This window comes from Desulfoluna sp., from assembly GCF_030145185.1.
Classification (GTDB): Bacteria; Desulfobacterota; Desulfobacteria; order Desulfobacterales; family Desulfolunaceae; genus Desulfoluna.
On sequence record NZ_JAQYWB010000052.1, the window covers coordinates 1 to 14,166 of the forward strand.

Consider the following 14,166-nt stretch of genomic DNA (forward strand, 5'->3'; position numbering starts at 1 on the left):
CTACAAGGCTTTTATCTGGGATATCAACCCCTTTGATCAGTTCGGGGTGGAATTGGGAAAGACCATTGCCAACGATCTTCGCCGTGAAATTGTCGCAAAAAACAATGACGAAGACTACAATTTCAGCCACATGGATGAAATTACCCGTTTTTATTTGGAACGCCTCTTTGCCGGGGGCCTTCCCATGTAGGGCTGCCTGGTTTATTCAGTTTTACAGGCCTTCGTTAAAAAACCAAGAACGGGCATGGCTACAGAGTTCCAATAAAAAACGGAGCCACTTCAGGATGAAGTGGCTCCGTTTTTATTTAATCGAGTGATACCGGGCAAGGTTTTATTCGCCGAATCGATAGATCATGGCTGCCCAGGTAAGTCCGGCCCCTAAGGCCGACAAGAGAACGGTGCTGGACTTCGGATCGACAAGCCCCTGCTCGATGGTTTCATCCAAGGCAATGGGAATCGTCGCGGCGGTGGTGTTGCCGTATTTCTGGATGTTATTAAACATTTTTTCAGCGGGAATTCCCAGAGTCTTCAGGTACGCTTCATTGATGCGCAGGTTGGCCTGATGCGGGATCACCATATCAATGTCATCCAGGGTCATCTCTGCCTTGCCGAGAACCTCATGGGTAATTTCGGGAAGCTTTCGCAGGGCCAGCTTGAAGATACGGGTGCCGTCCATGGTCGGGTACTGACCACCGGTCTTCAGCAATTCGGCGTTGATACGCTCCGGGTATTTAGAGGCCGGAAGTTCAAGCTTCAATTTTTCGGCATATTGTCCATCAGCCTTGAGAATGGTGCTGATAATCCCCACATTCTTGTCTGTCTCAATGCCTTCCAGACAGACAGCGCCAGCGCCGTCGCCAAAGAGCACGGCGACATCCCGGCCTGCGGTGGTTTTATCAAGTCCGGTGCTGTGGACCTCGGCCCCGACCACGAGAACTTTGTTGTACATGCCGCTTCGAATATAAGCATCGGCGGTGCTCATGGCATAAAGAAAACCCGTGCACTGCTGACGGATATCAAGGGCCGGTGTCTCGGTGAGGCCCAGCTTGGTCTGAAGAAAGCAACCGGCGCCGGGAAAGAAAATATCCGGGCTCAGGGTCGCGAAGATAATGAGATCGATGTCTTCAGGCTTCCAGCCAGCGTTATCAAGCGCTTTTTTGGATGCCTCCAGAGCAAGGTCAGAGGTGCCAACGGTTTCCCCTTCGGGAATCCAGTAGCGGGTTTTGATCCCTGTTCTCTGCTGGATCCACTCGTCGTTGGTATCCATCATTTTTGAAAGGTCGTCGTTGGTGACGCACCTGGAAGGAAGATAGCGACCGGTGCCTTTGATCACGCTTCGTTTCATATATACATGTCCCTTTCGTTTGTATTGTTGATGAGGTTGTAAACGGTTAACGAATGAGGTCCCACAACCCGCCTGGAGTGGCCCAGGTTTAATTCGTACACGACAAAGCCACCCTCTATTCATTCCAAGACCCTCATCGTAAGAGTCACAAGACAAAACAACCGGAAAAACTCATCCGGCTATCTCATCCTTATCTAATGAATGGCAGGCTTTGTCAAATTCAATTGGGGCTTTTCGCTTCCACACACCCGCCCATGACAAGGGCTGTGAACGTTCCTGAAAGCGGGCGTAAAGCCATTTCGAACGGGATGCCGTCCGTAATGTTTACAATATATCATCGGTTCCCGGTTTAAGCATCCATTTAAATAACAGGGCAGCTCCGGCAAAATGGGACTCTCCCCACAAAAAAAGCGGGATGCCGATGGCATCCCGCTTGGAAAGGAGTCTCTGTGCCCTGCCCCCCCCCCCCCGTGAGGATGGGAAGACGCGGGGCTATTGTTTGAGAGAAATCTTGATGTCGGCCTTGTCAGCCATGGCTTTTTCAAAATAAGACCGGCTTATCTGGCGTCTTTCCAGGGTCATATTTTTTTTGATGGACTTTTTGACGTCATCAAATTCATGGGTGGAGGAGGCAATGCGATCGGTGACTTCAATGATGTGAAAGCCATTCAAAGACTTTATAATGCCGCTCCGTTCTCCGTTTTTCAGCGAAAAGGCAGCGTCCAGCAGAGATTTGGGCACCGGAGAGGCCTGAGTGATAAAGCCCACATCTCCGCCGTTCTTGGCATCAGGGGCATCGGAATTGGCCTTTGCCACGGCCGCAAAGGACTTCCCGGCGTCAAGCTCTTTTTCTACGCCTTGAATTTTCGCAAGGCCTTTTTTCACTTCGGCATCCGAGGCATCGGTGGGAAGAGCGATATGGATATGGCTGATCCGCACCTTTAATGGATTGGTAAATAACACGAGCCGTTCATTATAAAAGAGCCTGGCCTCTTCATCGGTGATGACAATCTCGGTTTTTTTGTCGAGCGCCTCCATGAAGATCTTGACCATGAGCTGTTTTCGAATGCCCTCTTTCAGAGCTTTCTCCGTGGTTCCCCGAGCTTTTAAGAGTTTGTCGAACTCAGCTTTGTCGGTGGTGATCGACGTCATCAGCTGCTGGTAATTCTCGTCCACAAGGGACTCTTTCACTTTGACCCCGGTTTTCACGCTCTCCTGATAGTAGAGCGTGTTGATAATAACACGATTGAGGACCTTCTGTTGAAGCGTATGGTACTCAGGAAGGGTCTGCATGGCGTAGGTCAGTTCTTGCAGCGAGATGGCCTCTCCATTCACGGAGGCAACCTCCATAGCACCGGCGCCTCCCGTCCAGATTATAAGCAAGGCAGAGGTAACGGCGAGAAGCCTGATGAAAGATTTCAGCATGTGTGAGCTCCAGATGTCTGTAAGGTGATGGTGTACATGGTTATGCAGGATATGTGGGCAGGTTCTTGCCTCAATCGCGCCCTGACACTTTACGCACTGGCATTCGATATGTCAAACCAAGGAATGGCGGGCTGTCACGGGGTCGAATCTAAAAAAGGGGCATCGTCCTGTTAGAAGGCAAACCTGCCTACCACCTATCAGAACTCGGGGGCCTTTCCGGCAGGCTCGCGGTATCTATGCCTTCGCATAGATCGTAATCCACCCTTACATTGCCCCTGTCATTAATCGTCACCGTCCGGAGGGGGTAGCATTCAGGTGTACGGACCTGGCCCCATCTTCGCGGTTTTTTCTTTTGCTTTAAATAAGTTGATGGCCATGGATGCTGATTTCTGGTATTCAGTTAGAAAAAGAGTCTGTCGTTTAGCGATACCCTGACATCGATTGAAAAGGCCCCTGTGATCCGTGACGGATGCTTTATTTTAACCAAAGAATTCTATGAGGAAAAATATGTCTTGTCTTGCTGATTTTAAGGTTTTAGCTATTTTAGGCGATGAAACAGACGAGATCGTTTGTGAACATCTGATAGAAAGAGATGCTTCCTTTTTGAAGAGAGTGACACGAAAATTTTTCACTCGCACGATAAGAATAATCCGAAAATATATTTTCAGAAATATCTATTAATAAAAACGACAGCTGTTCCAGCCTGCACCGTCGCAAGATGCGAATTTACCGCTAAACCGGTATGGTTTTTATCACATTCTTTCCCTTTTATTGTTGGCTATTATCCAATATCTCCTCAATATTTTAGCCCTTATTCTAAACGATACCAATGCTTTATATACAGTGACTATGGCCTCCTTCTCCATCAAAACAAGGGTAAATAACTATGAAATCGTTTCAATGGGGTCCACATTTTGAAACTGGATTGACAGACATTGATAAACAACACAGTCACCTTGTCGATATCATTAACCAGTTTGGCAGTCTTTTGGTTAAGAATGTCATCGATAGCGACGATGTAAATCGTCTGTATAATCAGCTCTCCGACTATGCGATATACCATTTTCAGGAAGAAGAAAAATTTATGTCGCGAGCCAGGATAGATGCCCGTCACATGAAGCGACATATTGAGGAACATCATGGCTTTTTGGATGAAGTGACATCAATCAATTCCGACATTTCTATAGGTAACCTCGAGCAGAACCATATCTTTCTGAAATTTCTCATCCACTGGCTTGCCTATCATATTCTCGGCAAAGATATGGATATGGCCTGCCAGGTTAAGGCCATTCAATCTGGTATGAGTCCCCAGGAGGCATACCACAAATTGGAAATGGAAAGAGCCAACGCAACGGAACCATTGCTCGAAGCCTTGAATGGCTTATTCGAGCGGGTGATGATGCAAAACAAAGAGCTGAAACAACTCAACGAGTCTCTTGAAAAGAAAGTTGTATTACGGACCAAAGAACTCTCTGATGCCAACCTGCATCTTAAAGAGTTGTCGTTAACGGATGCTCTGACCGGGCTCCCCAATCGCCGTCATGCCGTGCGGAGTCTTGCCGGGCTTTGGAATGAAGAATTGCATAAAAATTCTCCATTGGTTTGTATGATGATCGATGCGGATCACTTTAAAGCAGTCAATGATGTTTATGGTCATGATGCCGGGGACAGGGTGTTAATAAAATTGGCTCATACCCTTCGGCATTCCTTTCGAAATGATGATGTCGTCTGTCGTCTTGGTGGTGATGAGTTCTTTATTATCTGTCCTAATACGGACAAAGAGGGTGGCAGGCATATTGCTGAGATAGTCCGTAAGGCCGTGTCGGAACTTCGAGTCCCCACGGGTGGCGAACCTTGGCATGGAAGTATCAGCATCGGTTTTGCGTCTCGATTGCCAGATATGAAGAGCTATGAAGAGTTAATCAAGGCGACTGATCAAGGCGTATATGCCGCAAAAGCAGCAGGGAAAAATTGTGTTAAAACCGTATCATAGAAAAACAGCCGCAGAGGTCAGGAAACATACACGATTTCTTTATGCCCCCAGTTTCCTCTCTTCCTCAAGAACCAACAAACGCCCCCCGGCTTCATACCGGAGGGCGTTTGACGTTCATCATGTTTATGGTATAGCCCTGTTATGCCTTAGCCCGGATATTTCATGAGAAAACGACCAATCTATAGAGATAAAACATTATTACAGACGGTTACATGGAAAAAAATCGGTTATTTCAAAAATGCAAAATGTAATTCACCGTTTTCGGCTCGCTTTTCTCACCCTTCGGGTTAGATATAATCAAAATCTTCTTCGGCATCAAACCATTTGCCACGTCCCAGATGAAGCAGGCAGCAGAGACAGCCCATGATGACATAGGCAAGCACAAATTGAGAGGTGGGGAAGAAACCGACTGAGAGAAAGAGATTCTTCCTTTTTTCAGAGGGTGACACGAAAAGTGTCCACTGGCGCACTGAGAATCATCCGGAAATATGTTTTCAGGAATATCTGGTAGGATGAACCCTGCAGTTCAATGCGTGACTATTGAGCGGCTCTGTTCCCTTTCAAATCAGTCGTCTCTGCAGCCTGATATTTCATTTAAGTGGCCGGGTTAAAGAGCACATGATTTGGTTTCGTCAAGGACTCTGCGGACGATCATGGACAGCTTTCTTATAAAAATTGGCTTCATGATGTATCCCTTAATGCCAAGTGCTTCGGCTTTTTCTTTGTTGATCAGGTCACTGTAGCCGGTGCAGAGAATAATGGGGATATCAGACCGGATAGCAAGAAGATTGCGACTGAGTTCGACGCCAGTCATCTCCGGCATTGTCATGTCGGTGATAACAAGATCGAAATCATCCGGTGTCCTCTGGAATGTTTCTAACAACGCTTTGCCACGGATAAAAGTATTAACCCGATAACCCAGACTTTCGAGCAGCTGCTGCAGGATTCGGGTTATAGGCACTTCATCATCCACAAGGAGAATGTGTTCAGTTCCGGTTGGGCACACTCTTTGTTTTTCGCCTTCTTCAGAACCCTGTTCAGAATCTATTTGAGGCAGGTAGACCTGGAATGTTGATCCCTTTCCCTGCCTGCTGTTAACTAAGATATGGCCACCGCTGCTTTGAACAATGCCTTGCACGGTGGCGAGGCCGAGACCTGTCCCTTCTTCTCTTTCCTTTGTTGTGAAGTAAGGGGTAAAAATATTCTCCATCGTTTCTTTATCCATTCCGTGGCCCGTATCGCTTACCTCCAATTTCACATAACGGCCGGGAAGCAACTCATTATCACAGGATACGGCATCCTCTTTTTCAATCTGAACAGGCTTCAAGGTAATTGCCAGTTCTCCGCCTGTTTCGCGAATGGCATGATATGCGTTGGTAGCCAGGTTCATGACGATCTGGTGAATCTGGGTCGGATCGGCTAAAACACTATCAGATTGGGGATCAATATTATCCTTCAGTTTGATGGTGGTCGGGATTGTTGAACGCAACAATTTAATGGCCTCTTTCACCACAAGATGAATCTGGATAGGTATCCGCTCCTGTGGGGATTGGTGGCTGAAGGCGAGGATCTGCCGGATAAGCGTCCTCGCCCGGTTGCCGGCAGTAAGCACTTCCTCAAGTTTTTCTGAAACGGGCGTTCCAGGAAAAACGTCTTCTTGCGCCAGTTCCGTATACCCTATAATAGCGGTCAAAATATTATTGAAATCATGGGCAATGCCCCCTGCCAGTGTGCCGATGGCCTCCATCTTTTGGGCCTGCTGCAGACGCCGTTCCAGTTTCTTCTGCTTCAATTCAGCCTGCTTGCGGGGCGTAATATCATGGGCAACCCCCTCAACGGCGACAACCTCTCCTTTCTCATTAGCTATAGGATATTCGCTCACTTCCAAGATATGTTTAGAACCATTTTTGTGTAATATTTCGATTTCATAGGGAGTCTGGATTATGTTCTGAATCGCAAGGTCAGTCGTTCGCTTTACGTTTTGGTTCATGGGGTTGTCGGTTAAATATTCTGTATAGTGGGAGCAGAATTCACGTTCCGAATAGCCTAAGATTTGCTGAATCGATGGGCTGAGGTAGGTGAAAACGCCATCGGTGCCGTGGGAATAAAAAAAGTATTCTTGAAGATTTTCCACAAGTCGGCGGTATTTCTCTTCACTTCGACGTAACTGCTGTCGTTCCCTTTCTAATTCCAGGACTTTTTGTTCCAGTTTCCGCGCTAATCGGTCACGATGGGTTTCAATAAACCCCGCCTGTTGCAGTGGGTCAGCTGCAAGCCGGGCGGATATTTTCTGTGGTTTGGACAGGGACAATTCTATTGCCGCCGCCAACTCTTCCGGCCCGGCTGGTTTCATCAAGAAGCTTGCTGCACCGAGCTCCATGCCAAACTGTTCATCGCGTGTTTCAACGTAGGATGCCGTATAAAAAATAAAAGGAATCCGTTTCAAATCGGGGTTGCATTTCATTTGCCGACAGAGCTCAAAACCGTCCATCTTCGGCATAAGGATATCGGAGATGACCACTGCCGGGAGGACTTGTTGTGAACGTTCCAATGCCTCCAGCCCATTCGAAGCGGTGCTGACTTCATGTCCCAGCTCTTGGAGTAACAACGCCATGGAGAGCCTGGCATCTTCATCGTCATCAACAAAAAGAATCCTCATGGTTTCTTCTCCAATATGGTCTGGATCTGGCTGATGACCCGCAAGGGATCGATCGGTTTTTCTATATAGCCGTTGCAGCCTGCCGCGAGAAATCTCTGCCTATCACCGGACATGGCATATGAGGTGACAGCGATCACCGGAATCTGCCGGGTCCGGGAATTGGCACGCAAGCGTTTGAGGACCTCGATCCCGTTCATGTCTGATAACTGGATGTCCAGCAGGATAAAATCCGGCTGCTCTGCCACGGCCTTTTGGTAGCCGGCGTCACCTGTCTCAGCCTCTACAACCTGATACCCACCATTTTCAAGTAAGATCGCCATAGACACCCTGTTGTCTTCGTTGTCTTCGATCATCAATGCTATGTTCATGATAATTCCCCTTCCGAAAGCGTCTCGGTACTCACAATCACCTTTGGAACAGTCAGACAGAACGTACTGCCTTCTCCATGTTGGCTATCTACAGAGATCTCTCCGTTCAGAAAGTCAGTAACAAGTTTTCTGGTCAGGTATAGCCCGAGGCCGGTTCCACCTGCTTTAACGCGAAGATGGCTGTCAAGGCGCTCAAAAGCCTTGAACAGTTTGGACAGATCCCCTTCCGCGATACCGATTCCCGTATCCCGTACGGCGATCTCCACGGCCTCGCCCGTGTCGCTCACGAGCACCGTTGCCCCCCCTTCTTCAGTAAACTTCACGGCGTTACCGAGCAGATTGACCAGGCACTGCAACAGGCGCCTGCGGTCTGTATGCAGGACCGGCCAGGTGACGGCCGACACCGACACCGTCACCGTCAAGCCCTTGGCCTCTGCCTGGGGACGAATTGTGTTCAGGGCCTCCTCCACCAACTCTTGCAGGCCAAATGTTTCGGGATAGACGTCGCTGCGCCCTGCCTCGATCTTGGAAATATCGATGACGTCGGTGATCAGGGAAAAAAGGTGCCGACCGGCACGGTCGATACGTTCCAGGCTGTCCCGCTGCCGTTCATTGAGGCCACCCAATATCTCTCGCAGCAGGATTCCCGAAAAACTGATGATGGCGTTCAAGGGGGTGCGAAGTTCGTGGGAGACGGAGGCGATGAACAGACTCTTGAGCTTGTCCAGGTCCTGCAATTTTTGATTGGCCGCGGCAAGCTCCTGACTGCGTTTTTCAAGACTCTGTCGCATTCTGGACAGTTCCAGTTGGGCAGAAACCCGTGCCAGCACCTCTTCGCGCTGGATTGGTTTGGTGATGAAGTCCACCCCGCCGGCCTCAAACCCCCGCACCCTTTCACGCAACTCCTGGAGGGCGCTGACGAAGATGATGGGAACCTGTTCCGTGCACGTCTCCTGTTTTAGCCTTTGGCACAGCTCGAAGCCATCCATACCGGGCATCTTCACGTCGAGCAGGATCAGCTCGGGAGGGTTGGCGAGGGCCGATTCGAGCGCCAGCTTCGGATCCATTGTCGGACGCACTCTGTACCCCTCAGTCAGCAGGAGATCGGCCAGCAGCCGCAGGCTTTCGGGGGTATCATCAACAACGAGGATTTCGCCTTTTGGATCCATCGTCAACGCCCCCTCAATTTTTTAGCTCATCGTTTTTCGTCCAGAAGCGACAGAATCTGGCCGAATTGATATGTGTCTGTCAGTATCAGCAATCCATCGGCGATTTCGGGAGAATCGATACGGATGCACTCAATCACGTGAGCTGTCGTCGAAACATCCAGGTTGCGCGCCGCCTCTGTCAACGCCTGCCGCAGATCAGCCGGCAGGCCCGCCACCAGCTCGCCGGTGAGATTAATCGCCGGCTGTGTTGTCCCTCGGCGGGCACTGTCTGTTGTCCTTTCCTCGTAGAGATAGCGCGCGCCCAAGTGCTTATTTATGGCGTCGAAGATCTTGTTGCTTTGATAAGGCTTGTGCATCACCTCGTCGCAGCCCGCTGCCAGAATGCCCATGTGTTGCTCTTTGAAAACACTTGCGGTGAGCGCCACGATTTTCACCTCGTTTCCTCCGGGCAGGGAGCGAATTTTAGCTGTGGCCTCATAGCCATCCATGACCGGCATTCGTATATCCATCCATATGAAGTGGGGGTGCCACTGTTCGAATTGAGTGATCGCCTCTTCGCCATTCGTCGCCTCACGGGTTTCGAAGCCCGTATGTGCCAGCAGGGTTGTCAGCAGCCGCCGACTCCCGGGGTTGTCTTCCACCACAAGAATGCGCCACCCTGGCTGACCAGGTTCCAAGCCCAGCACCGTGTTCCCCTTTGTCTCGATACATTCGACGTCCCCCGCCTCAGCAAGGGCCACCGGCAGTTCAACGCGAAACAGCGAGCCTTCTCCAAGCTTGCTCTCAACGTGAATCTCACCGTCCATCAGCTCAACAAAGGACTTGCTGATGGCCAGCCCCAGCCCGGTCCCCTTGACAGTGGAAGGAGACGATTCCGCCTGATGAAAGGGCTCGAAGATGCGCCCCAATTGTTCCGACGCGATGCCAGGCCCGCTGTCCTCCACCTCTATCTGCAGCATGACCATGGTGTGATCGCCACCCACTGGCCGGGTCCGAGCACGCAGGGTCACGCCCCCCTGTTCAGTGAACTTGACTGCGTTGCCCAGCAGGTTGATGAGGATTTGGCGCAGTTTGCCGGGGTCGGACTTGATGTGGTGGGCTCGTGTCGGGTTGATCTCCAAGTCGAAGCGCAACTGCGCTTTCTCGGCCCGCCCATCAAACATGCGCCCGATGTCTTCAAGCATAGCCGGAAGGTCGAATGCCTCCGATTCAAGATCGATGCGCCCCGCCTCGATCTTGGACAGGTCCAGTACGTCGTTGATCATGCCCAGCAGATGCTCGCCGCTGTTGTTGATGATTGAGATCATGTTCTGTTGGGCATTGGTGGCACCGGGGTCACGTCCCAGCATCTCGGAGAAGCCGAGGATCGCGTTGAGTGGGGTGCGCAGTTCGTGGGACATACTGGCCAGGAAGGCGCTCTTGGTCCGGTTGGCTGTTTCGGCCTGGTCTTTGGCTTGTGCCAGCTCTTCGGTACGTTTTTTTACCTGATCTTCAAGGTGTTCTCTATAACCGGCGAGCTTCTCTTCGTTATGTTTGCGCTCCGTTATGTCTCTGATCGATTCTATCGCACCATATCGTCGACCCAGAGCGTCACGCAGAGCGGACGCGGTGACCCAGACGTGGGCGCCTTTGCCCTCAAACAGGGCAGGGACATAGACTTCTGCACGCATCCGATCTCCATGGCGATGGATAAAGTCGTATTTGGCCTCGGTTTCAGGGGCCGGGCTCTCAATAAGGTCGATTAAGATTGGGCGACGCTTACCATACAATGGAATGGCATATTCATAGTCACCCTTCCCGAGAACCTCAGCTTTCCTGACCCCCGTCATTTCCTCTATGGCTTTATTCCAGGCGATGACCTGTTTTTTGGTATTCACAACGAAAGTTGCATCGGGCAAAAACTCGATGATATCAAGCAGCCTGTGCTTCGCGCGCCTGTTGACCCAGTAGAGCGAAACAAACAGCAACAAGGCCGCAATGATTGCCGTTCGCACAATTCTTGTGTAATCAAAACTGTGTTCAGCAGTGGCACTGAACCATTTGCGATAGATGTCGGCACGCTCCTCCTCAGATATCGCATCCAAGGCCTTCTGCATGGCAGAGAGCAGAAGAGGTTCACCTTTTTTGATACCTATAGCCAGGTCATAGGTATATGGGGTCACCCCGGATATCTTGAGGTTGCCGAGTCCTTCACGGGCGATGATCTGGTCGACGGTCGCCAGGTTGCAGACGAAAGCGAAGGTCTCACCCTCGACCACCGACAGCAGGCCCTCGTGAATATTCCGTGATGGGGCCAGGGCGATCTTCGGGTGATTGTTTCGGAGGAGGTCGTGTGAGGCGTAAGCCTTGCCAACCCCAACCTTTCTACCATGCAGGTCGGACATATCGCCGATATAGGGTACATTTTTATGGGTGACGATTACCATGGGAACGTGCAGATAGGGTTTGGTGAAGTCGAGAAACTCATCACGTTGAGAGGTGTGTACGACGGAGGACATGATATCCAACACACCGGCACGGGCTGCTTGAATCATCGATGTCCAGTCTCTGGGGGAGACCGGTTCAATTCTGATTCCCAACAATTTTTCTATCCGCGCCAGGTAATCGGCCGACAGACCTGAGAGCCCCTCTTTCTCCGTCCAACTCTCGATCGGCGGCCAATCAATATCGTAGCCAAGGCGAAGGACAGGATGCGCCTTTAGCCAAGCCTTCTCCTCGGGTGTCAAAGCTACCTGTTTCCTTTCAAGATCGAGAATGGTTGGTGGCGCCTTGACGCCCGGTTGGGAATGGATCACAGCCTTGGCAATGTCATCGTGTTGCTGAGGGAAATCGAATATCCTGTCGTGTTCTTTCGAGTCGGCTATCGCCAGCAGAAAACCCACATCGCCCGTTTCACGTTTTTTAAATGGGTCGGCCCAACCACCGTATTCAAACTCAAGCAGCCAATCCCCCCCTGCTGCAATCTCCTGCAGGTGGGCCGCGGAGAGTTCGGGGGCTTTTTCCGGGTTATCGGTAAAATATAAAGGCGTGTTGCAACAGGCCTCGCGAATGGTGCGTTCATTTTTGGCATGAGCCGGCAGTGCGAGAGATACGAGCAGCGCCAGTATCGCCAGATGAAAAACCCTCGGCCACAGGCGTCCGTTCCATTTTTGACGCAAGCGCTCCCACTGCCCCAAAGAGCCCGTACCGGCCTTATGGGTATGATTGAGCCTTTCTTGTTTTTTGAAAATCAGCTGCTTCATGGACCATCCCCTGTCAGCCAGGCTGTCAATTGATGCTACACGACAAGTGTATAGAATATCTTGTGTTTAATCAAATTTTGACTCGTATTTTCCATGCTCTACAGGGTTCATATCCTTTTGCAGTGTTTGACCAGGAGTGGTGGTCAAATAAACAGTCATTGCCCATACCCGGCTCACAACCGGGCAGCTGGGTATCTCCCCCCCCCAAAACCAACAAACGCCCTCCGGCATGAAGCCGAAGGGCGTTTGATATTCATCATCTTTCCAGTCCCCCTGTTTGCGTTAAGGCATCAGGAAATAAACAGATGAACAGTTCTTACAAAATACCGATGTGATTTACCCCGAGCTACGCGGGGTAACATGCTTTCAAGGTGGCTCATCTTTCCGCCGGAGGCACCCTCTTTACACATACTCAAAGTCTTCTTCGGCATCAAACCATTTGCCACGCCCCAGATGAAGCAGGTAGCAGAGACAGCCCATAATAACGTAGGCAATCACAAATTGAGAGGTTGGGAAGAAGCCGAGCATGGCGCTGTGGATAAAGCCGAACACGGAGAGACCCGCTGCGGCAAAGGAGACGATGGCAGCCTTATCAAGGCGACGGTCGATAATAAACACCACGAAGCTGCTCAGGATAATCCCGATGATGATGGCACCGGCTTTTACCGCCGGGACCCCATTCCACATCACGCCCGCTTCGAGCAGATTTTTCGTGACCTCGGAGCCATACCCGTTCAGACCGGAAGCCTGTGTCTCGGCCCACACCCCGGAAATACCCACCGCCCCGGTTACCTGCGTATACAGATAATCTGCAATGGGGGGAACCATGGCAATGGCAACTCCGGCATAGTGCTTTGGCTTGCAGACCTTGAATGCCTGGGCAAGCATAATGGTGGCACACCAGAGATAGGTGATGGCCGCCACCGCAGGAGGAACCAGGGCGCTGAAAAAGGTGAACAGGCCAAAAATACCGGAAAGACCGAGCAGAACGCCCCCCACCCAGGAAAACCCGATGCAGGCCCCCGACTTTTTAAGACCGGCATGTCCCAGCCATACGGTGTTTGGAACCACACCGCCGAAGAGGGCAGAAATCATGGTCGCGATACCGTCTGCAAACTGGGCATTGCGCACGTTGTAGTTGTCGCCTGCGGCATTGGCTGCTTCCACGTTATCCATGGTCTCAATGAAGTTATAGACCTCGATGGGAATAATCACGGAGAGATAAGGAATCACGACGGCGAAACCATTGAGGAGAGCCTCGAAGCCTCGGACGGGGTTCGGGGTGTAAAATCCGATCCCGCTGAAGTCAATGGAGGTACGGCCAAGGGCAAGGGCGTACACAATCCCTCCCACGATGGCCACGGCAAAGGGGGGAATGCGCTTCGGAAAAAGGTATCCGCCAAAAACCCCCATCATGGCCACGGCAAGAACAGGCAGCCCCACCAAGGGATCGCTGTAGAGGTCGAACACCCCTTGGGTGGACATCCAGATAAAACCGATCCCGGCGACGGTGCCGAGAAGTGCGGCACGGGGAATACGCTCCTTAAGCCAGGGACCGATAAAACCACCCAGAAACTCGATGCACCCCCCGATAAAGCAGGCAGCAACGGCAGCGGACCATTCCAGCTCGGGGTTATCCAGTGCGTAGTGCAGCGGCATGATGACGCCGAACAGGATCACAAACATGGCAGGCGTGGAGACACCTGAAGGGAGCGCGGTCACATCGCTGCGACCTTCCTTTTGGGCCAAACGCCAGGCATTGTATGCGTAATAGAGACCGCTTGCCATGAGCCCCATGGATAGGCCGGGAATCACGCGTCCGTAGACGATGGCATCTGGCCAGCCAAGGACACCGGAGAGTGTCGCGATCACAATAATATAGTTGACGATATTGTTCGCCAGAACGTAGGTGAGGCCACCAATATCGCCTTTACAGAACAAGGGTAACTTTGTACTCATCTTAAG

The 14,166-nt window shown here is 51.1% G+C and carries 9 protein-coding genes and 1 pseudogene; 2 read left to right on the top strand and 8 right to left on the bottom strand.

Annotated features, from left to right (window positions below):
• A pseudogene (locus tag Q1Q75_RS16060) lies at positions 1-190 on the top strand (glucose-6-phosphate isomerase); the annotation flags it as partial.
• A 141-nt stretch (positions 191-331) separates the two neighbouring features.
• On the opposite strand, the gene Q1Q75_RS16065 reads toward Q1Q75_RS16060, so the two are convergent.
• Both Q1Q75_RS16065 and Q1Q75_RS16070 read right to left on the bottom strand, forming a co-directional pair.
• On the bottom strand, positions 332-1,345 hold the full coding sequence (locus Q1Q75_RS16065; RefSeq protein WP_300672681.1) for a 3-oxoacyl-ACP synthase III family protein: 1,014 nt from the start codon (positions 1,343-1,345) through the stop codon (positions 332-334).
• A gap of 492 nt (positions 1,346-1,837) precedes the next feature.
• On the bottom strand, positions 1,838-2,770 hold the full coding sequence (locus Q1Q75_RS16070) for a peptidylprolyl isomerase (RefSeq protein WP_300672683.1): 933 nt from the start codon (positions 2,768-2,770) through the stop codon (positions 1,838-1,840).
• A gap of 886 nt (positions 2,771-3,656) precedes the next feature.
• Between Q1Q75_RS16070 and Q1Q75_RS16075 the strand changes: the two genes are divergently transcribed.
• Positions 3,657-4,763, top strand: a complete 1,107-nt coding sequence (locus Q1Q75_RS16075) for a GGDEF domain-containing protein (protein WP_300672685.1) — start codon at positions 3,657-3,659, stop codon at positions 4,761-4,763.
• 287 nt (positions 4,764-5,050) lie between these two features.
• On the opposite strand, the gene Q1Q75_RS16080 is transcribed toward Q1Q75_RS16075, so the two are convergent.
• The 6 genes from Q1Q75_RS16080 to Q1Q75_RS16105 form a co-directional block, all read right to left on the bottom strand.
• Entirely contained in the window at positions 5,051-5,212 is a 162-nt protein-coding gene (locus Q1Q75_RS16080; RefSeq protein WP_300672687.1) for a hypothetical protein, read from the bottom strand.
• Between the two features lie 158 nt (positions 5,213-5,370).
• Complete coding sequence (locus Q1Q75_RS16085) at positions 5,371-7,422, bottom strand: response regulator (RefSeq protein ID WP_300672689.1); 2,052 nt, start codon at positions 7,420-7,422, stop codon at positions 5,371-5,373.
• On the bottom strand, positions 7,419-7,790 hold the full coding sequence (locus tag Q1Q75_RS16090; protein ID WP_300672691.1) for a response regulator: 372 nt from the start codon (positions 7,788-7,790) through the stop codon (positions 7,419-7,421). Before Q1Q75_RS16090 ends, Q1Q75_RS16085 begins: the two co-directional genes overlap by 4 nt.
• A complete protein-coding gene (locus Q1Q75_RS16095) occupies positions 7,787-8,959 on the bottom strand; it encodes a response regulator (RefSeq protein WP_300672693.1) in 1,173 nt (390 codons plus the stop codon). Before Q1Q75_RS16095 ends, Q1Q75_RS16090 begins: the two co-directional genes overlap by 4 nt.
• A gap of 26 nt (positions 8,960-8,985) precedes the next feature.
• Positions 8,986-12,201, bottom strand: coding sequence for a transporter substrate-binding domain-containing protein (locus Q1Q75_RS16100; protein ID WP_300672695.1), 3,216 nt, complete (start codon positions 12,199-12,201; stop codon positions 8,986-8,988).
• A gap of 402 nt (positions 12,202-12,603) precedes the next feature.
• Positions 12,604-14,160 carry a hypothetical protein gene (locus Q1Q75_RS16105; protein WP_300672698.1) on the bottom strand — a complete coding sequence of 519 codons (1,557 nt, stop codon included), beginning with the start codon at positions 14,158-14,160 and terminating at the stop codon, positions 12,604-12,606.
• Between the last annotated feature and the right edge of the window lie 6 nt (positions 14,161-14,166).